The 20,390-nt window shown below is 45.6% G+C and carries 14 protein-coding genes and 1 other RNA gene; 7 read left to right on the forward strand and 8 right to left on the reverse strand.

The window, feature by feature from the left end:
• Positions 1 to 50 precede the first annotated feature (50 nt).
• The 3 genes from ssrA to EPO18_RS15230 form a co-directional block, all read right to left on the reverse strand.
• Positions 51 to 442, reverse strand: a transfer-messenger RNA (tmRNA) gene (ssrA, locus tag EPO18_RS15220).
• 394 nt (positions 443 to 836) lie between these two features.
• A complete protein-coding gene (locus tag EPO18_RS15225; protein ID WP_292434665.1) occupies positions 837 to 2,453 on the reverse strand; it encodes a GTPase in 1,617 nt (538 codons plus the stop codon).
• Complete coding sequence (locus EPO18_RS15230; protein ID WP_292434667.1) at positions 2,434 to 4,173, reverse strand: GTPase domain-containing protein; 1,740 nt, start codon at positions 4,171 to 4,173, stop codon at positions 2,434 to 2,436. Before EPO18_RS15230 ends, EPO18_RS15225 begins: the two co-directional genes overlap by 20 nt.
• Positions 4,174 to 4,302: 129 nt before the next feature.
• Here EPO18_RS15230 and EPO18_RS15235 point away from each other — a divergent pair, with 129 nt between their 5' ends.
• Entirely contained in the window at positions 4,303 to 4,728 is a 426-nt protein-coding gene (locus EPO18_RS15235) for a hypothetical protein (protein WP_292434669.1), read from the forward strand.
• A gap of 5 nt (positions 4,729 to 4,733) precedes the next feature.
• Here EPO18_RS15235 and EPO18_RS15240 read toward each other — a convergent pair whose 3' ends face one another.
• Positions 4,734 to 5,426, reverse strand: a complete 693-nt coding sequence (locus EPO18_RS15240; protein WP_292434671.1) for a DUF2959 domain-containing protein — start codon at positions 5,424 to 5,426, stop codon at positions 4,734 to 4,736.
• Positions 5,427 to 5,515: 89 nt separating this feature from the next.
• On the reverse strand, positions 5,516 to 6,904 hold the full coding sequence (gene cysS, locus EPO18_RS15245; RefSeq protein ID WP_292434672.1) for a cysteine--tRNA ligase: 1,389 nt from the start codon (positions 6,902 to 6,904) through the stop codon (positions 5,516 to 5,518).
• Between the two features lie 218 nt (positions 6,905 to 7,122).
• Here cysS and EPO18_RS15250 point away from each other — a divergent pair, with 218 nt between their 5' ends.
• From EPO18_RS15250 to EPO18_RS15265, 4 genes are all read left to right on the forward strand, one after another.
• Complete coding sequence (locus EPO18_RS15250; RefSeq protein WP_292434674.1) at positions 7,123 to 7,635, forward strand: peptidylprolyl isomerase; 513 nt, start codon at positions 7,123 to 7,125, stop codon at positions 7,633 to 7,635.
• A gap of 88 nt (positions 7,636 to 7,723) precedes the next feature.
• Positions 7,724 to 8,449 carry a UDP-2,3-diacylglucosamine diphosphatase gene (locus tag EPO18_RS15255; RefSeq protein WP_292434686.1) on the forward strand — a complete coding sequence of 242 codons (726 nt, stop codon included), beginning with the start codon at positions 7,724 to 7,726 and terminating at the stop codon, positions 8,447 to 8,449.
• Between the two features lie 354 nt (positions 8,450 to 8,803).
• Positions 8,804 to 10,660 (forward strand): methanol/ethanol family PQQ-dependent dehydrogenase, encoded by a 1,857-nt coding sequence (locus EPO18_RS15260; protein WP_292434688.1) that lies wholly within the window; start codon positions 8,804 to 8,806, stop codon positions 10,658 to 10,660.
• A 121-nt stretch (positions 10,661 to 10,781) separates the two neighbouring features.
• Positions 10,782 to 11,651 carry a quinoprotein dehydrogenase-associated putative ABC transporter substrate-binding protein gene (locus EPO18_RS15265; RefSeq protein ID WP_292434675.1) on the forward strand — a complete coding sequence of 290 codons (870 nt, stop codon included), beginning with the start codon at positions 10,782 to 10,784 and terminating at the stop codon, positions 11,649 to 11,651.
• A 47-nt stretch (positions 11,652 to 11,698) separates the two neighbouring features.
• Here the strand turns inward: EPO18_RS15265 and malQ are convergent, their stop codons facing one another.
• The 3 genes from malQ to glgC form a co-directional block, all read right to left on the reverse strand.
• Positions 11,699 to 13,168, reverse strand: a complete 1,470-nt coding sequence (malQ, locus tag EPO18_RS15270) for a 4-alpha-glucanotransferase (RefSeq protein WP_292434676.1) — start codon at positions 13,166 to 13,168, stop codon at positions 11,699 to 11,701.
• Between the two features lie 116 nt (positions 13,169 to 13,284).
• Complete coding sequence (locus EPO18_RS15275; protein ID WP_292434678.1) at positions 13,285 to 14,976, reverse strand: glycoside hydrolase family 57 protein; 1,692 nt, start codon at positions 14,974 to 14,976, stop codon at positions 13,285 to 13,287.
• 56 nt (positions 14,977 to 15,032) lie between these two features.
• Entirely contained in the window at positions 15,033 to 16,313 is a 1,281-nt protein-coding gene (glgC, locus tag EPO18_RS15280) for a glucose-1-phosphate adenylyltransferase (RefSeq protein ID WP_292434680.1), read from the reverse strand.
• 190 nt (positions 16,314 to 16,503) lie between these two features.
• Here glgC and glgB point away from each other — a divergent pair, with 190 nt between their 5' ends.
• Together glgB and glgA are read left to right on the forward strand one after the other, a co-directional pair.
• Positions 16,504 to 18,630, forward strand: a complete 2,127-nt coding sequence (glgB, locus tag EPO18_RS15285; protein ID WP_292434690.1) for a 1,4-alpha-glucan branching protein GlgB — start codon at positions 16,504 to 16,506, stop codon at positions 18,628 to 18,630.
• Positions 18,631 to 18,808: 178 nt separating this feature from the next.
• Positions 18,809 to 20,242, forward strand: coding sequence for a glycogen synthase GlgA (gene glgA / locus EPO18_RS15290; protein WP_292434682.1), 1,434 nt, complete (start codon positions 18,809 to 18,811; stop codon positions 20,240 to 20,242).
• Positions 20,243 to 20,390 lie beyond the last annotated feature (148 nt).

Below are 20,390 nucleotides of genomic sequence, written 5' to 3' on the forward strand. Positions count from 1 at the left end.
AAAACCCGCTAAGCCTTTCGGCTTGCGGGTTTCTATTTGATTTTGTAACTTGGTGGAGGCGGCGGGAATTGAACCCGCGTCCGCAAGTACTCCGCCACAAGGTCTACATGCTTATCCCGCACTTTTGATTTAACCAGTGACTACCCGTCGGGCCAAGAAAATCACCAGCGATTCCGTAGAGTTTTAGCGCATCCACACCGGACAGATTTCAGCGCGATCTTATGTAGATGACCTCTGAGCGCCTCTCATACCTAAAAGGTACTAAAAACTCCACCCGCATAAGCACAGATGGTCAGAGGAATGGTGCTGTTTTTAAGCAGCTATAGCCATTGAGTAGTTTTCGTCATTTGCGAATACTTTAGTTTCAGTAGATTTTACGAGGTGTACTGTCCTCGGCATGCACTTAAGGTTTCGCTACCCACGTCGAAGCCATGTCGCCCCCTTAATGTACATATTATATGAATTGGCTAAAAATTGTACAATTATTTTTTTAGGCTAGTATTCATGGGGCTTTTAGGGTGATTACAGACGGCTTTACCGCTCGCCCTGAGCCCCTGTCGAAGGGGAACGAACGGTAAAGCCTTAATTTGGTGTTTACACATCAAATCCATTTTTAAATGCTCCTCTCCCTAACCTTCAATGCTGTTGACTTAAGCTGTACAAAGCCCTCTCCAGAGGGAGAGGGTTGGGTGAGGGGAAAGCAAAATAAGGAAAAAAGCTTATTTTATCCCCCTCATCCCAACCTTCTCCCTCAAGGGAGAAGGGGCCCGCACGCTTAAGTCAACAGCATTGATTCCTAACCTTCTCCAACAGGAGAGGGGATAACAGCGCCTGCTTTAATCAATCAGCATCCGAGCCAATGGACTGTTACTGTCGATTGACGGTTGTCGTTCAGCAGCACCGCAAAGCTCAATAATTCCATCTAGCTGCTTGATCTGCTCTGCGTGCTGTTTGCCGATATTTTCTATCGTCATCTGCACTTCCGCATCAATCATGTTAATTGCACTGTTTAATCCCTTGTTTAATCCTCTTAAAGCGCTTTTTTCCAACGAAGGCTTTAATTTCTTCAATATAAAAAAAGGCGTCAGCCATGTGATGGCGATTAACAGGCTGCTATGTATCGCAAAATCCACGCCCAAATATTCTACTTCGGTCATATTGCTGGTGTAATAACCGATAAAAACCTGATAGCCAACCCAGCAAATGGCTGCAAGCGGCAGGATTATTTCGCATAAGCGCATAAACTTCAAAAAACCGCGATGTAATGCATTGCCGGGATTCGCTAATGCTTGTCTGGCGGCCAGTTCGCTTTGTGCCTGGACGATTTTGGGGGCTTTATCACGTAGCGCGGATAGCTCTGTTTTAAGCGGGTTGACCGGAACGCCAAGTTGGTCGGCATTGATGACGAATTCATCCAGCGCATCGCTAAAACGGGCTTCGGCCCAATCATCCCATAAATTTAATTTAACGCCGGTTGCTGAATATTTAGCAGTCGCCGGATTACCCATTAAATCGGCCGCGTGATCGGCATAGTGCCTTGCCAACTGCTGTATAGGCCAGGCAAACCCCTGTTGCAGTACATAGCTTGTTCTCTGCCATTGGTCTTGCCACAGTGTCGGCAATCGTTGAAAAGTCGATGCAGAACCCAGCGATTGTCTAGCATTTTGCAGGTTTTGCTTTAACTCGTCTCTTTTAAGCTGGGAACTTCTTTGTTCCAATTGTGCAACGATATGCTCTGTTGCCAGCGAACTGATAGTTGACTCCAATGCGGCAAATTCATCGCTTTGCAAACTTTCGCCGCACACGGTTTTGAATATGACCGGATCGGCAAAACCGGCTTTATGCAGTTGCTTTTTAAAATCTTCATACTGCTCGGTCTGGCCTCTGTCCCACTGATTCAAGACAAACAGCCAAGCATGCCTGCCGCCTTCTGAAAGCAGCAAACGCCAAGCTTTTTCATCCCGGTAGCGTTCGGGGCTGACCACATAAATCAGCACATCGATATGCGGCAGCCATTCCAACACCTGATGCTTGTTGCTTTGCTCGGTACTGTCGAAATCGGGCATGTCGATCCATATGACGCTTTTTCTGGACTCGTTATCATGCTCGGCGATTTTGATTTGCGCCAGCGGCAGTTGTTCGGGCAGATGTTTTATCGAGACGCTATGGTGATGATATAGCGTGACTTCCCGCGAAGTGGGGCGCTCGACTCCGGCTCTGGCGATGGCCTTGCCTGCCAAGCGGTTGAGCAAGGAACTCTTGCCCACTCCGGTGCCGCCCATGAAGGCCACGATCAGCGGTCTGGAACCATCGTGGTTAAACAAGGTATCGGGCGCCCTGGTATCGACATCGCTTAACTGCTGAGCGGCGTCTGCATTAATCCAGCCGGCTGCAGCAGCCTGCTTTGCCCAGTGTTTTGTCTTTTCTACCAAACTAGAGTAATCGTAAGCCATTGCGTTTTTCCGTGAGTTGAAGCTCTGCCGCATGCAGCTGGTCAGGGGATATATTAAAATGAGTCGCCATCGACAATTGCTCAGGCAACTGCACTAATTTTTTGCGCAAATTCTCGATAAATAATGCCTGTTTTACGGCATTGAATTGTTTTTGTTTTAACTCGGCTTCCACTTTCTGCATATAGCCGCCTACTGCACTTTCAGCCAATAACGAAGTCACTGTCAGCATCGCCGGGGCAATGACCAAGTCATGCAGACCTATGCCGCCCATATAAAAGGTGATTGCAATAACGGTAGCATCGGCAGTCGCCCTGGTTGCTCGCAAGCTGTTTAACACCATCGGCTGTTCTTGCAGCTTGTAATGTAAACGATGCGCGGCGCTTTCCACATCTTGCTGAAAAGACAGATGATATTTTTTTGCCGCTTGGGAAAAATCCTGTAACACGTCCTGCCGCTGATTGCGCAACATAGTATTTATCTGCCGCCACCACTGGCCCTGTTGGTTTTGATCGGCTTTATCCAGCAATCTGTCTGCCAATTGGATCAGCGCATGTTCGGCTATTTGATTTAACAAGGCTATTTCGTAGCTGCTGTCCGGAATATGTAAGCCTTTACGCCCCAGTTTCATGACTTGCCTGACCGGCCAGGTCAAGACCTTACGCGTACCGGCCAGAATGCGGGCTAATCCGGGAACTTCCAGTAAGTTCAGCAATTCCGCGATAGCAAGCTGAAAAGTTTCATAGTGGTGCGGATGATTCAGGTAATCGCGCTGATAGCTGTCCATCGCCTGCTTGATCATAACATCGATTAATTCGTGCCAATCGTTTAAGGCCTGATGCTCGGCAAAAACCGGTTCCAGCCAGGTTTGCCAGTGTCTTTTCAATAACTCCTGTTCAAAGCGCGCATGTTTTTCTAAACGCACTTTTTTTGCCAATTGGTTAAGCAACTGTTGCTTGGACTCAGGCCATACAGGCAACCCTCCCGGCTTCTGGTAATATAGCGAAACGACTTCCGGGAATTCATCGGTTCTGGCTTGCCGCCATTTTTCTTTTAATGAATTAATAATGACCGATTCGGAACCTTCAACCAGTTTATTCAGGCAAATAATCGTCGGCTGGTGCAGCTCTTCAAGGGCCACCATGATGTCCCAGACCGATTGATCGGCATATTTTTCCTTGCTGACTACCAGAATAACCATATCCGCCAACGCAACCGCCCTGATCACGCCTTCCCGATACGTAGCTGAGTCTATCGAATCGAAATCCGGCGTGTCCCATAACACGCCTCGTGGCAAAAGTTCCGAATTGGTGGTGTTTTCGGTCAGCGAATAGCAATCGTACCTGTCTTTGCTTAGCTGTGTTTGTTGCAACTGTTGAAAGCGTCCGAAATAACGTTGCAGCCCGTTGCAATCGGCAATGCTGACGCCATTGCAAAAACCTTGAGGATGAATGGTATAACCTGCTAAAGGGCTGATTCCGGCAACACTGCTTTTTAACAGCACGTTAGCGAGCGAACTTTTTCCGGCCTGAGTCGGACCCACTACAGCTACGTGTAGCAACGGTTCCGGCGACGCGTCAATCAACTGGCCCTTACGTATAAAAGCTTCGGCCAAAATCAGCTGATCGATTCGCTGTTGATAGTTTGCTTTGACGGTCTCATTGCCCAGTTGAGCTAGAACCGCTTGATAACGTTGTTTTAATAATTGGATAAATTCCAGCATAAAAAGCCAGCTCAGGGTTATAATAGCCGATCATTTTACTTCGTTTGGCGATCTAGCGTTATATAATAACTATCGCAAACTGTGTAAATAGCATGACATGCGTCCGTACTTAAACTCGAGGTTATCTTTATGAAGAAATTACCCATTCTTCTGCTCATTCTCTGCTGTGTATCATTAGTTGCGTGCAGTAAAGGGCAACAAATCAACGGTCATAATACCCGTACCGCCTATAGATCAGTAAAAGCGTTAAAAGAACGCTTACCTCCCGATGCCCGCATTGAGTTTGAAGTCTCTTTCTGGACGCTTCGGGATTCCATTAAAAACGACAAAGAGTTTCTTGACACTGTCGATGGTAAAAAACCTGAAGAAATTATCGTACTGGGCAAAGAACTTTATCAACAACGAAAAAATGCCGGCTTTGCAGGCTATGACAAATATACAAGCTGGGATGACATGATCGCTAAATTCGGCAAGGAAAGAATCGATCAGGATAACCGCAAAGGCAATAAAGAATCCCCTCAAGACAAAGCCAACGACGTTTTGTACAAGCTCTAACAATATCATCGGCTGGGCAAGGCTTTTTGTTCGGTTAAAACCGCAACAAATTGACTTGCCTCAGCTATCGTTTGCTCCATCGCATGAATAAGCTGGGAAATATCAATACCTATTTCAATAAATTCATGCCTTAATGCCGCGATAGCCTGAGCATTAAGGTTGTGTTTAAGATATAACACCTGATCTTTAAATGCCGCCAATACCGGCTGGATCTTATCTTCGGCTCTTTGCATAGATCTTATAAGCCGAACATAATTTTGTCTGGCTATTTTGAGCTGCTGCTTGCTGTGGGCTCGCAGATTACGATTAGTGTATTCGCTGAGTTCGTTTTCCCATTCTACAAACAGCGCCTCGCTGACCTGTTCAATCGACCTGATTCTGTCGCTTACCGCATCGGATTTAGCACAGCAAAACTGATACTGCCTGTTGAGCAGATTATATTTATGATCCAGTGCTGTTTCATTGACGCAGACTAAAGTCTTAAAACGCTCCAGCGCATCCTCAAACTCGCTTCTGGTCTCCTGCAAGCCTACGCAAGCCTGCTCAACATGAGAAACGACTATGTCGCGCTTATGTTCACCAATGGATTCTCTAGCGCTGTAATAAACGGTGCGGATTTTTTTTGAGAGAAAACTACTGATTAAATTTAACGATTTTTTTGCCAAATCGTTCGATGGCGGCTTGTTATGATCGGCCATTAGAACCTTACTTATTTACTTGAATTTTAATACTTCGTTTTCCTTAACATTCTGAGCTATTGTACCGCATGGAAATGCCGCACCGGCAATTATTCCCGCCGCCAGCTGGTAGTACCATCGGGTGAATCCTCCAGTATTACGCCCTGCTCTTTTAGGTCGTTACGGATTTTATCGGCCATAGCCCAATCTTTAGCTTTTTTTGCAGCAATGCGCTCCTGAATTTGTTGTTCGATTTCTTCTTCCCCAACTTCAACTTCAACGCCACCTTTAAGAAAAGCATCGGCATCATCCTGCAATATTCCCAGCAAACCGCCTAAAAGTTTTAGACTTACCGCCAACTCTGCCGATCTTTCAATGTTATTTTCTTTTTTTGCCGTATTAAGCTCTCTGACTAAATCGAATAAAACCGACAAGGCAACCGGCGTATTAAAATCATCATCCATTGCTTGATCAAAACGAGTTTTGTAAGCTTCTTCGACTATTGCATCTGCAAAAGTTTCCACTCCCCGAAGAGCCGTGTATAGCCTTGTTAAAGCCGCTTTTGCGTCGTTGAGTTGCTCATCGGAATAATTCAACGGGCTGCGATAATGACTGGAAAGAATAAAGAAGCGGATCACTTCCGGACTATACTTTTTTAATACTTCACGCACGGTAAAGAAATTGCCCAATGACTTCGACATTTTTTCGTCATCTACGCGAACAAAACCGTTGTGCATCCAGACGTTAACGAACTTCTCACCAGTCGCCCCTTCCGATTGGGCGATCTCATTTTCATGATGCGGAAACTGTAAATCCATGCCTCCGCCGTGTATGTCGAAATGATTGCCAAGGCAGCAAGTAGACATCGCCGAACACTCGATATGCCAGCCGGGACGGCCCAAGCCCCACGGCGAATCCCATGCCGGTTCATTGGCTTTAGCCATTTTCCATAATACGAAATCCATCGGATTGCGCTTGGCCAGATCGACATCGACCCGTTCGCCGACTTGTAAATCGTCCAGATTCTTGCCCGACAACCGGCCGTAATCCTTAAACTGGGTCACCGCGTAGAATACGTCGCCATTGGTGCCGACATAAGCCAGACCCTTGTCCACCAAGGTTTTAATCATTGCAATAATGTCGGCGATAGATTGGGTTGCCCTCGGTTCAAGATCGGGGGGCAAAACGGCCAGAGCCCGCTCATCCTCGTGCATCGCATCAATAAACCGCTCAGTCAACTTGCCGAAATCTTCGCCGTTTTCGATAGCGCGCTGAATGATTTTGTCGTCAATATCGGTAATGTTGCGCACGTAGGTCAACTGATAACCCTGATAACGAAAATAACGCGCAACCGTATCAAACACCACCATAACCCGCGCATGACCGATATGGCAATAATCGTAAACCGTCATGCCGCAGACATACATACCGACTTTACCTGCTACGCGCGGCAGGAACGGTTCTTTTTTTCGGGTCAGGGTGTTATATATTTTCAACATGTCATTAAATAGTTTAGGTAGGCAACATTTTCCATTGCCGATCGGTCGAGGCCAATTAATCAAAACGATACAATCTACCAAGCACATGCTTCTCTTTCAAGACAAAAACACTTAAAATTTGTTCTTTGCATCAATCTATTAGGAAATCTATGCGCACTTTCATTTTCTCCATGATGCTGTTTTTAATCACAACACTCTCATTTGCAACGGAAAACCTTATGTCTGATACATCATCAAAAGTTAAATTAACAACGTCTCTGGGCGAGATTATTATTCAGCTGAATCCTGAAAAAGCGCCTATTTCATCAGCAAACTTTCTGACTTATGTTAATGAAGGCTTTTACAACGGCACCATTTTCCATCGCGTAATTCCCGATTTTATGGCTCAAGGCGGCGGTTTCGATACTCACTTTAACCAAAAAGAGGTTCATGCCCCTATCAAAAACGAAGCAAATAACGGCTTAGCAAACAAGCGCGGCACCTTAGCCATGGCTCGCACCAATGTTCCAGATTCGGCAACCGCCCAGTTTTTTATCAACTATAAAGATAATTCATTTTTGAACCACACCAGCCCAACGCCAAGCGGCTGGGGCTATGCGGTATTCGGCGAAGTTATTGAAGGCATGGATGTTGTCGATGCGATGGCTAAACAACCTACCGGCAACCGTGGCGGCCATCAGGATGTGCCTAAAACCGACATCGTTATCGAAAAAGCTGAAGTTTTAAAATAGACGAAAGGCGCAAGGCTAAAGGCGAAAGGTGTCGACACAACACTCGTCTTTAGCCCTTTGCCCTTTGCCCTTTGCCTCTCACTCGCCTTTGAATCAAGAAATCCTGTTTATCTCAGACCTGCATATTTCGCTGGAAAAGCCTGAAATCACCCGCCGGTTTCTTGCTTTTCTGAGCGACAGGGCACCCAAAGCCGCAGCCGTTTATATACTCGGCGATCTTTTCGATGCCTGGATAGGCGACGACGACTTTACCCCGCCCAACAATAAAATCCGAACTCAGCTTAAACAACTGATCGATTCAGGCACACCGGTTTATTTACAGCAGGGCAACCGCGATTTCCTGCTGGGCAAGCAATTTTCCGAAGATACCGGCGTTACACTACTCGATGAGTACGCTGTGATCGATTTACACGGCACACCGACATTATTAACCCACGGCGATTTATTATGTACTGACGACCTGCCCTATCAAGCATTTCGTGTTAAATCGCATAGCCCGGAATGGCAACACTCCGTTCTGTCCAAGCCTTTATTTTTGCGATTGTTAGCCGCACGCTGGTACCGCATCCGGAGCTATTTCCATAAGCGGAAAAAAAACAAAGACATTATGGATGTAAATCAGGATACGGTAATTAGCATTATGCGCGAACGGCACTGTCTGCGCTTGATTCATGGACATACGCACCGTCCTGCCGTCCATAATTTTGAAATAGACGGCCAAGCCGCCCAACGCTTTGTATTGGCCGCATGGAGTAAGAATGCAGGCGAGGTATTATGCTGGGGAGGCAACGGTTATCAAATTGAACCACTTTAAGTTGTTGCCCGTTTTGTAACATTAAAAAACTGAACTTAAATATTCAATTTCGTCAGTAAATATATTTTTACCATTCAGACTAATAACATTTCAGACATTTTGATCTGTAATTACTTATCTTGAAAAACTTAAAACTCTCTTAAACACCCTCTGTTTTATCAAAACGTTACGTGCATCATTGTATGTTAGCCACCTTTAAAAGTTGACTTTTGGGGCAAAATCATTAAATTTAGGCCCCTAGAGTGAAAATTTCCTGTCTCCATGGAACATGAAAACCACCCTAAAACTAATATTAGTCCTAAAAAACATAATCACTATTCTGTCAAATTAACAGAATACCAGGAGAAATATAATATGAAGAAGCCTTTGAAAAGTTGGCTGCTTGCTTCAAGTGTGGCTGCTTTATTAGCTGCACCTGCAGTTTCAACTGCTAACAGCGATCTTGAAAAACTCACCCAAAACCCTGCCAACTGGGCAAGTTGGGGTGGTGATTACGCAGGTACTCGTTACAGCAAATTAAGTGAAATCAACGCTACTAACGTGAAGAACTTGCAACCAGCCTGGTCTTTTTCTACCGGTGTCTTGCGTGGACACGAAGGCGGCCCCTTGGTTGTTAATGATATTCTTTACATTCACACGCCTTTTCCTAACACTGTTTACGCAATTGACCAAAAAACTCAATCTGTAATCTGGGAATTTACACCAACACAAGATGCTGATGTAACTATTCCGGTTATGTGTTGCGATACTGTAAACCGTGGTTTGGCTTATGGTAACGGCAAAATATTCTTACAACAATCCGATACCGTTTTGACCGCGTTGGACGCTAAAACCGGCAAACGCGTATGGAGCGTACAAAACGGCGACCCTAAATTGGGCATGACCAATACATCTGCACCGTTAGTTGTTAAAGATACCGTTTTAACCGGTATCTCCGGCGGTGAATTTGGTGTTCGCGGTTTCTTAGCGGCTTACAATATCAACACTGGTGAGTTAGTCTGGAAAGGCTACAGCATGGGTCCAGATAAAGACACCCTGATCGACTCCAAGAAAACTACTACCTGGAAAGACGGCAAAGTTGCTCCTGTTGGCGAAAACTCAAGCATAAGCACTTGGCAAGGCGACCAATGGAAAATCGGCGGTGGTACTACTTGGGGCTGGTACAGCTATGATCCAAAATTAAACTTGGTCTATTACGGATCAGGCAACCCATCTACATGGAACCCAGTACAACGTCCAGGCGACAACAAATGGTCCATGTCATTATGGGCTCGTGATGCTGACACCGGTGCTGTTAAATGGGTTTACCAAATGACTCCGCACGATGAGTGGGATTATGACGGTATCAACGAAACAGTCCTGGTTGACCAAGAAGTTAAAGGCAAAATGCACAAAACTATCGTGCATTTCGACCGTAACGGTTTTGGCTACACTTTAGATCGTGAAACCGGTGAACTGCTTGTTGCTGAAAAATTCGACAAATCAGTTAACTGGGCAACTCATGTCGACATGAACACCGGTCGTCCACAAGTTGTATCTAAATACTCTACTGAGCAAAACGGCGAAGACGTTAACACACAAGGCGCTTGCCCTGCTGCGTTAGGAAGTAAAAACCAACAACCTGTTTCTTACTCTCCACAAACCGGCTTGTTCTACATTTCAGGTAACCACCTGTGCATGGACTACGAACCATTCGAAGTATCTTACACAGCAGGTCAACCTTATGTTGGTGCTACTTTAACCATGATGCCTGCCGGTGCAGACGTTATGACTGGTAAACCTGACAATACAACCAACCTGGGTCAGTTCACAGCTTACGACGCCAAAACAGGCAAAATCGTTTGGTCTAACAAAGAACCATTCTCTGTTTGGTCAGGTTCTGTTGCAACTGCGGGCGGCGTAGTATTCTACGGCACTCTGGAAGGCTACCTGAAAGCGGTTGACGCTAAAACAGGTAAAGAACTGTATAAGTTCAAAACACCTTCCGGCATCATCGGTAACGTTAATACTTGGGAATTCGGCGGCAAGCAATATGTTGGCGTTCTTTCCGGTATCGGCGGCTGGGCAGGTATCGGTATCGCTGCCGGCCTTGACACTGGTGAAGCAAACTCAAACTCTGAAGGTTTGGGCGCTGTGGGTGCATACAGAAGCTTAAGCTCCTTCACTAAACTGGGCGGTACATTAACTGTATTCACATTACCCAGTAACTAAATCGATCTGATTTTTTAGATTGTATTGAAAGCCCCGGTTGATTTATCAACCGGGGCTTTTTTTTGCCTGTTTATACAGTAAACTATCATGCCTTATTGTTTGATACGCTTAGGAGATATTAATGAGGACCTTACCTCAACATACAACATGCTTCGCCATCTTGCTTCTAGCTGCATGCAGCTTTACTGCCTCAGCTGAAGAAAAATTCAAAGTTTGCGCCGACCCGCTGAATCCGCCTTACTCCACGAAAAACAAAGACGGTTTTGAAAATAAAATCGCCGAACTTTTTGCCAAAGAACTTGGACAAACGATTGAATACACATGGCTTCCGCAACGTCTCGGCTTTATCCGCAACACTTTAAATGCACCGTTAAAAGAAAGCGATGTCGAAACTAACGAATATAAATGCGACGTCGTTATGGGCGTCCCGGCAGATTACGACCTCACCTTAACAACCACGCCCTACTACAAATCAACTTATGTACTTTTAATCGCAAAAGGACGTGGTTGGGATGATATTACCGATGCAGACCAACTAGCCGATTTGCCTTTGCAAAGACAAAAATCATTAAAAATCGCGATGTTTGACCGTGGACCAGGAACAATCTGGATGCAGAAAAATGATCTACTCGACGTGGGCATTCCCTATCAATCAATGTCAGGCGACAGTGAAAATAATGTAGCGATGCAAATAGAGAAGGACCTTAAAGCGAAGAAAATCGATATGGTTATTCTGTGGGGACCTATGGCGAGTTATGTCGCCTCACAAAGTTCGAAAAACAGTTACTCAATGATTCCGATGAAATCAGCGCCCGACATGAAATTTGATTTTGCTATGGCGATGGGCGTGCGCAAAGGCGACAAAGAAAGAAAAGAAGCCCTGGATAAGTTGATAGCAAAGAACGCAGATAAGATTCGAACCATTCTGAGCAGTTACAACTTTCCGTTGCTACCGCTTACTAAGCAGGCTGTTCGTGAAGACGACGATTAATCCCGGTTAATATTTAATCAGGGGCGACAACGAGACCGGTTGCCCCATTATTTACGGTTAAATAATCCAACCAGATACGCGAACCTGCCCGCCCGCTCATGTGACAGCTGATCCCATTGAAAACGCCACCTCCAATTACCTTCCATAGTACCTGGGATATTCATACGATGCTCGGAACCCAGCTCCAAAATATCCTGCATCGGAATTACCGCAAGATTAGCAACCGAAGCCAATGCAGCATGAATCAGCGCACAATGCAATGGCATTGCCGGACTGCCGAGGTAATCGTAAATGTGGCTTTTCTCATTATTGCCAATACCCTGTAACCAACCTAAGGTCGTGTCATTATCATGAGTACCGGTATAAACAACGCAGTTTTTTTCATAATTGTCGGGCAAATAAGGATTATCGGGACCGTCGCCAAATGCAAACTGCAAAATCTTCATGCCCGGCAAATCAAACTCATCCCTTAACTCTTCGACTTCGGGAGTAATAATCCCCAAGTCCTCAGCAACTAACGGAATCGAACCATGCTCGACCTTTATTGCATTCAATAACGCTTTGCCAGGCGCCTTAACCCACGCCCCATTCTGTGCAGTTTCTTCGTTTGCAGGTATTTCCCAAGCCGCCTCAAGCCCCCGGAAATGATCGATCCGGATAATGTCGAACAGCTCAAGCTGGGTCTTCATCCTGTCGACCCACCAATGAAACCCGGTTTTTATTAAATGATCCCAGTTATAGTGCGGATTCCCCCAGCGCTGACCTGTTTCAGAAAAATAATCGGGGGGCACCCCCGTCACGACAGACATTTCTCCTGATTGATCGAGTTTAAAAATATCTCGATGCGCCCAAACATCAGCACTGTCGTAAGACACAAAAATAGGAATGTCGCCAAACAAAAACACGCCGTGCCGGTTCGCATAAGCTTTTAATTCCAGCCATTGCCGGAAGAACACATATTGCTCGAATTTAATGCATTCAATTTGCGTTTTTAGGCGGCGACGCGCTTCTTTTATTGCTTTTTCATCCCTTTCCTTAAAATGCTCAGGCCACTGATTCCAGCATTGCTGATTAAATTCAAGTCTAAGCGCCAGAAACAAAGCAAAATCATCAAGCCAGAACGCCTTTGCCTGACAAAAGCGCTCAAAATCATCCTTATCCTTTTGCTCTGCACGTTCCAAGAATCCAGAGTAAGCTTTTGTCATGTGACATGCTGTAGCGCCGTTTCCTGCGTACACCTCACGCTTATCGGAATGCTGCAACCAACCTTGCTTCACCAACCAATCCATATTAATTAATACGGGATTACCGGCGTGAGCAGACAGGCACTGATAAGGGGAGTTATCCGCATGAGTCATGCCTAAAGGCAAAACCTGCCATACACTTACTCCGGTATCATGCAGAAATTTTACAAAGTTAAAAGCTTCCTGCCCTAAATCGCCCTGAGGACCCGCACCCGGTAACGATGTAATATGAAGCAGAATACCGGCACGGCGTTTATTTAAGATGTCATTCACGCTCAGTGATCTCTCTTTTATTGCGGCTATTTATACAGATCGAACGGATTTAAACGGATTGTTGGTGCTTATCAGCCTAATCTGTATCATCCGTGTGTTATTTTTTAGTATTAGCGTTACGCAAGTTCTACGCCTGGCCGCATGGCGCCTCCCATAGCAGGAGCACCGGAACCCTGCGTAAACGACATCGCCAAATAAGCGGGAGGCTCTTCTTCCAGTAGCCTATAAAGATTAGCCAAGTTAAGCCGGAATTGTTTTTCAAAGTTACTGACTGCTTCCCCAGGATTATAATCCCCAAACCACCAAAACCAGTCTGACCCCTCACAAACTGCTAATTGAAGCTCAGCTTGCTGGACTTGCTTATCCGTTAATTTGCCGGTTGAGATTACCTTGTCAAATGTCCATTTAGCGTCACCCAGCATATCCCAACCTCGGTTCTTGTCCGCATCGCCTATCCAAGTCGAAAAAGTACCGTAAACCCAACTGCCCGCAACCATTCTGGCCAGCGGTTTAACTTGAACATTTTGCAGACATTCCGAGAAAGTGGTTAGCTCAATATTCGGATGATCTGCCAGCCGTTGATATAAGGCATTGAGAAAATAATAACCGTTTGCTGGAAAATATTCCCAGGCATTCTCTCCATCCATGATAATTGAAACCACCTTATCGCCTGAATTATGGTCAACAATATTTTCCAGATGGTGAATCAAGTCGCCAACTGCATCGTCGGCATGCCATTTGGAGTACTCAAAACCGATAAGATCAGATAACCCATCATCCCGAAAAAAACAGGCTATGTCGGTTTTTTCAAGCTTAAAAGGATGATGAATTCCTAATTGTTTGGCATTTTCAGCAAGACTTAAACTATTATGCAGTACTGAGCCGCCGCTCGCGGTCCAGTCAAAGCCGAAATCGCCCAACATTTTCAATGTCTGGTCACTGATACCGCCCTCTGAAGGCCAGCATCCTTTAGGCTTAAAGCCGAATAACCGTTTAAAAGTTTGTACGCCTTTCTCAAGATGCCAGTTTACCCGTTCTGCTCCACCCGGATAGGTATCCAATTCCGGCAAAGGGGCATTCGGCATCGCCTCGTGGGTAGAACTCAAATCCAACAAAAGCGGCAGGATTGGATGGGCATAAGGCGTCACAGAAAGCTCAACCTGTCCCTTTCTGGCTAATGCCTTATATCTACAAATAACGCTGCTCAGCTGCTCGGCAATGACTTCCACAATTTCAATCCTGTCGTGCAGGGTAAAACCGGAACCTTTCTCTATCAAACGCTTTATTCGACTATCCGTTAACTTTATTGTTTCTCCCATCCAAATCAAATGATACCAAGCCAGAATATCGCTGATAAATTGTGAATTGACATAATTTAAAGAGTCATAATGATGTTCAAGCCAATCGGCCATTTCAATTAATCTTTTAAAAGCCGGATAACGGTTTATCTGTCTCTCCCTGTTCGCCCGCATACAGTCTTTAACCAGCTTCATACGCTGTTCGGGATCTGACGGAATGCTGGGATCAACCAGCGCCGCCAGTAAAGGATCGCTGATCAGGATGCGATCATGCAAATAGCCGTTGACTTGCCGGGCATACTCCTCAATTTGTTCCAGCAGTATAGGAGCAAAATTCACCACCGCTTTGGCCTTAGGCACGGTTTCCAGATGCGCCGCCATATCGATATAGTCTTTGATAACATGCAGATACGTCCAAGGCAACTTAAATTCCCCTGTTTGTAAATCTCTATATTCCGGCTGATGCATGTGCCAGCACAAGACTAATTTCAACTTGTTTTTGTCTAACATACGATTTTATTTTTCCATTTTTAACGGTAACAGTTCATTCCAAAACCTCGTAACTTTTATCTGACGTAGTGCCTTTTTTGCCCCAGCATATCCGTAGTAACCAAAACGACTCCACCCGGACTCACATGAAATTTTTTTGCATCTTCCGCTTTATTTTCACCAATGATAGTGCCTTCCGGAATTTCGCAGCCTTTCTCTATAATGGCTTTAGTAATGCGGCAATGACGACCGATATTAACTTCGGGCAAAACAATAGTGTCCTCCAACGTTGTGTATGAATTAACGCGGACATTCGAGAATAACAAAGAATGCCTGACTTTTGCTCCGGAAATCACACAGCCTCCTGAAACCATAGAGTCCACAGCCTGTCCTCGCCGGTCATCGTTATCAAAAACAAATTTAGCGGGCGGTGTTTGTTCTTGATAAGTCCATATAGGCCAGGTTTTATCGTATAAATTCAAATTCGGATTTACCCCAATCAATTCCATATTGGCCGACCAGTATGCGTCTATAGTGCCTACATCGCGCCAGTAACTTTGTTCCCCGCTTTGCAAATCCAAAAAGGGATAGGCATTGGCAATATATTTATCGATAACGGCAGGAATAATGTCTCTACCGAAATCACGGGTTGAGCCTTTGGTGTCCGCATCTTTGAGTAATTGTTCAAACAGGAAGCGGGCATTGAAAACATAAATCCCCATGGACGCCAACGCAGTGTTGGTTCGGCCCGGCATAAGAGGAGGATGCTCCGGTTTTTCCACAAAAGCCCGGACTCGCCGGTTTTCATCGACATCCATCACGCCAAAAGCCGTTGCATCTTGTAGCGATACTTCTATACAGCCTATCGTTAAGTCGGCATTTTTTTCAACATGATCGGCAAGCATAGCGCCATAATCCATTTTATAAATATGATCGCCGGCCAACACTAAAATATATTCAGGATTGCGGCTGCGCAGAATATCGATATTTTGAAAAACCGCATCGGCAGTTCCTAAATACCAGGAATTCTCATCGTGCCGTTGCTGAGCGGGCATCAAATCCACATATTCACTAAATTCACCACGCAAAAATCCCCAGCCTTGCTGAATATGCCTGATCAATGAATCTGCTTTGTATTGAGTTAAAATACCAATCTTACGTATACCGGAATTCATGCAGTTCGACAGGGGGAAATCGATAATCCGGAATTTGCCCCCAAAAGGCACTGCCGGCTTGGCGCGCCAATCAGTCATATTCATTAACCTTGAACCGCGACCGCCAGCTAATATGAGTGCAATAGTGTTGCGAGTTAAATGACTGATATTATGATCATACTTCTGATTGCTTGACACTGACATTTTTCATCTCCATGTGGAATAGACTGACAACTCTTGATGTGTTTGGTAACATTCGCGCAACTATTATTCCATTACGCTGAGGCTATTCATAGTGAAAAAGCAATCTAATACCGAGCCTGTTCCAGAAGGGCTTGCGGGATACACACCATCCTTGGTGACAAACGCACTTGATTCAGATGCTCTAAAAATCATGGAAGCCAGACATCATGATCCTTTTTCAGTTTTAGGTCGCCATCTCAAGAACAACCATATTCAGGTTAAAGTGTATCTGCCTTATGCAGAAACAGTGCGCTTTAGCCATAACGGCGCTGTTTTAAACCGGCTACCTGATACAGACTTTTTTGAATATAACGCCGAACATGAACAATTGCCAGAACATTATCAATTGTCATGGATCGATAAGAGCGGCTACAGTCACGAGAACTATGACCCTTATGATTTCGGCGCCCAGTTACCGGAGTTCGACCAGCATCTATTCGGTGAAGGCAAGCACTGGCATATTTACCAAAAACTGGGCGGGCATTTGCATACCGTTGATGGAATTGACGGTGTTTTGTTTACAGTCTGGGCGCCCAATGCCGGACGGGTCAGCGTGGTAGGCGATTTTAATCGCTGGGATGGGCGTTGTAATCCAATGCGCAGCTTAGGCGGTAGCGGTATCTGGGAACTATTCGTGCCGAACTTGCAGGCCGGTTGTTACTATAAATTTGAGATACTAAATCGCAACACCCATGAAATTCTGTTAAAAACCGACCCTTATGGTCAGCAGTTTGAGTTCCGTCCCAATACCTCGTCAATCGTGGTTCATGAAAACAGCTATATTTGGCAGGACCGGCAATGGATGGATGAACGTGTCGGCCATAATTGGCTGCATGAGCCTATGTCTATCTACGAGGTTCACTTAGGCTCCTGGCGGCGTGATCATCTAGGCAACTTCCTCAATTACCGTGAGCTGGCTGTCGAGCTGGTTGAATACGTCAAGGAAATGGGCTTTACCCATATTGAATTATTGCCGGTGACCGAGCACCCTCTAGATGCCTCCTGGGGTTATCAAACAACCGGCTATTTTGCCCCGACCAGCCGTCACGGCACACCGGACGATTTTCGCTATTTTATCGACATCTGCCATCAAAACGGCATCGGCGTGATTTTGGATTGGGTTCCCGCCCATTTTCCCAAAGACAGCTTTGCGCTGGCCCGTTTTGACGGCAGCGCGCTTTATGAACACGAAGACCCCCGCAAGGGCGAACACCGCGATTGGGGCACATTAATTTATAATTATGGCCGCAATGAGGTTAAAAACTTTTTGCTGTCCAGCGCAATTTTTTGGCTGGAGGAATTCCATCTTGATGGCCTGCGGGTCGATGCCGTCGCCTCCATGTTGTATCTGGATTATTCCCGCAACGATAATGACTGGATTCCCAATATGTATGGCAGCAACGAGAATCTGGAAGCGATCGATTTTTTAAGAGATCTAAATACCGTCACTCATCAACAGCATCCCGGCACAGTGATGATGGCTGAAGAATCCACATCCTGGCCGCAGGTAACCCGGCCGACCTGGACCGGTGGACTGGGTTTTTCGATGAAATGGAATATGGGTTGGATGCATGACACGCTAGCTTACATGAGCCAGGAACCGATACATCGCAAGTATCACCATGACCAACTTACTTTCGGTATGCTCTATGCGTTTACCGAAAACTTCTGCCTGCCTTTTTCTCACGATGAAGTGGTGCATGGCAAAGGCTCGCTGGTCAGCAAAATGCCGGGGGATGAATGGCAGCGCTTTGCTAATCTTCGGCTGCTTTATGCCTTGATGTATACTTATCCAGGCAAAAAACTGCTGTTTATGGGCTGCGAATTCGGGCAAGGCACCGAATGGAATTTCAACAAAGCACTGGATTGGTATGTTCTGGACTATCCGCATCACAAGGGCGTTCAATCGCTGATAAAAGACCTGAATCAACTCTATAAAAAACATCCTGCCTTATATCAGCACGACTTTGATTATCAAGGTTTCGATTGGATCGATTGCCATGATGTACAACAATCCATCATCAGCTATCGGCGCAAAACCGAGCATGAAGACTTGATTGTCGTGCTCAACTTTACCCCGGTGACCCGTGAGCAATACCGGATCGGTGTGCCTATGGCAGGCACTTATACGGAAATATTCAATTCCGATTCCGGTTATTACGACGGCAGTAATGTCGGTAACGGCATGGCATTGTCAGAACCTACAGCATGGATGAATCAACCCCACTCTATCAGCCTGACCTTGCCGCCTCTAGGGGCAGTGATTTTGAAATTATAGGTTTTGGGCGAAGGGCGAAGGGCGAAGGGCGAAAAAGTTTGCATCTAAATTTAAAAAGCATTCCAATTTTTAGCCTTTAGCCTTTAGCCTTTAGCCTTGAAAATATCATCCGATATTCCATGACAAGCCTAACATCTGCTAAGCAATTACCATTAATAAAAACTAACAACCAAGGTAAATGAAAAAAATACTTTTTGTCACCAGTGAAGCCCATCCCCTGATTAAAACAGGGGGGTTGGCTGATGTTTCAGGCAGTCTGCCCAAAGCGTTATTGGAATTGGGTGAAGATGTGCGCATTATCATGCCAAATTATCAGTCCATCAAAACGACCGAAGAAGTTCGCTACCTAAGCACAGTCCATGTAAACAATTATGCCGTAAATATTCTGGAAACCCGGTTACCGGGTACCGATGTCACCGTGTGGCTGGTAGATTGCCCGGAATTCTTTAACTTTCCGGGCAATCCGTATGTTGATGAACAGGGCAAGCCTTGGGCGAACAGCGCGGAACGTTTTGCCCTATTTTGCCGTGTCACGGTAGAAGTTGCGATGAACCGGAGCTATTTGGATTGGAGACCCGACATCGTGCACTGCAATGACTGGCAAAGCGGACTGGTGCCCGCTCTGCTATCTTTGGAATACAACCGGCCTGCTACCGTTTTTACCATACATAACATGGCCTATCAGGGAATGTTCTCGAGAACGACTTATCTCTCTTTAAATCTGCCCGGCCAACTTTGGAATCCGTACGGTATTGAGTTTCATGACATGCTGTCATTCCTCAAGGGCGGGCTGGTTTATTCAGACCGCATCACTACCGTTAGTCCGACTTACGCCAAGGAAATCCAAACCGCCGAGTTTGGCTATGGCCTGGAAGGTTTGTTAAGCTACCGAAACGACTTTCTGAGCGGCATTATTAATGGCATAGATATCGATCACTGGAATCCTGAAACCGACACCAATATCAGTCAACCCTTTAATCACTTAACGCTGGATAAAAAATCGCTCAATAAAGCAGAGCTACAGGAAAGGTTATCCCTGCCCGTTGATAAAAATATTCCTGTTTTCGCGCTTATCAGTCGTTTAGTAGAACAAAAAGGTATCGACCTAATACTGGAATGTCTTCCCGAGATGCTGACCCACCCGCTGCAATTTGTACTGCTAGGCAACGGTAACAAAGATTTCGAACAGCGCTTGCTTAATTTTGCCGAGGATTATCCCGACAAAATATCGATCGTCATTGGTTATAACGAAACGCTGGCCCATCTGATTGAAGCGGGCGCAGATATTTTCCTGATGCCTTCGCGCTTTGAGCCCTGCGGCTTAAACCAGATATACAGCCAACGCTACGGCACCATTCCCATAGTCAGAAAAACCGGCGGCTTGGCCGATACCGTCGTCGATACCGTTCCTGAATCGCTGAACAACAATACCGCAACAGGCCTTGTTTTCAATGAAGCAAGCCCCGGTGCATTGATGGAAGCAATTAAACGCTCGCTGATCTTATACAGTTACCCTAAAACCTGGAAACAGCTACAAATCAATGGTATGCAAAAAGACTACTCATGGAGCAAAAGCGCTAAACAATATATGAGTTTATACAGCCATCTGTAGAGGTAAGCATCTTCTGCCAATAAGTATAAACATACGAAAAAGCCAAGGCCGTGCCCAAGCTACGGTTCTTGGTTTGTCCGAAACATTACACTAACTCGATCTACACCCTGCACGATTAACAAACCCATCAAATGATATTTAAATCAGC

This window comes from Methylobacter sp. (assembly GCF_004322395.1).
Classification (GTDB): Bacteria; Pseudomonadota; Gammaproteobacteria; order Methylococcales; family Methylomonadaceae; genus Methylobacter_A.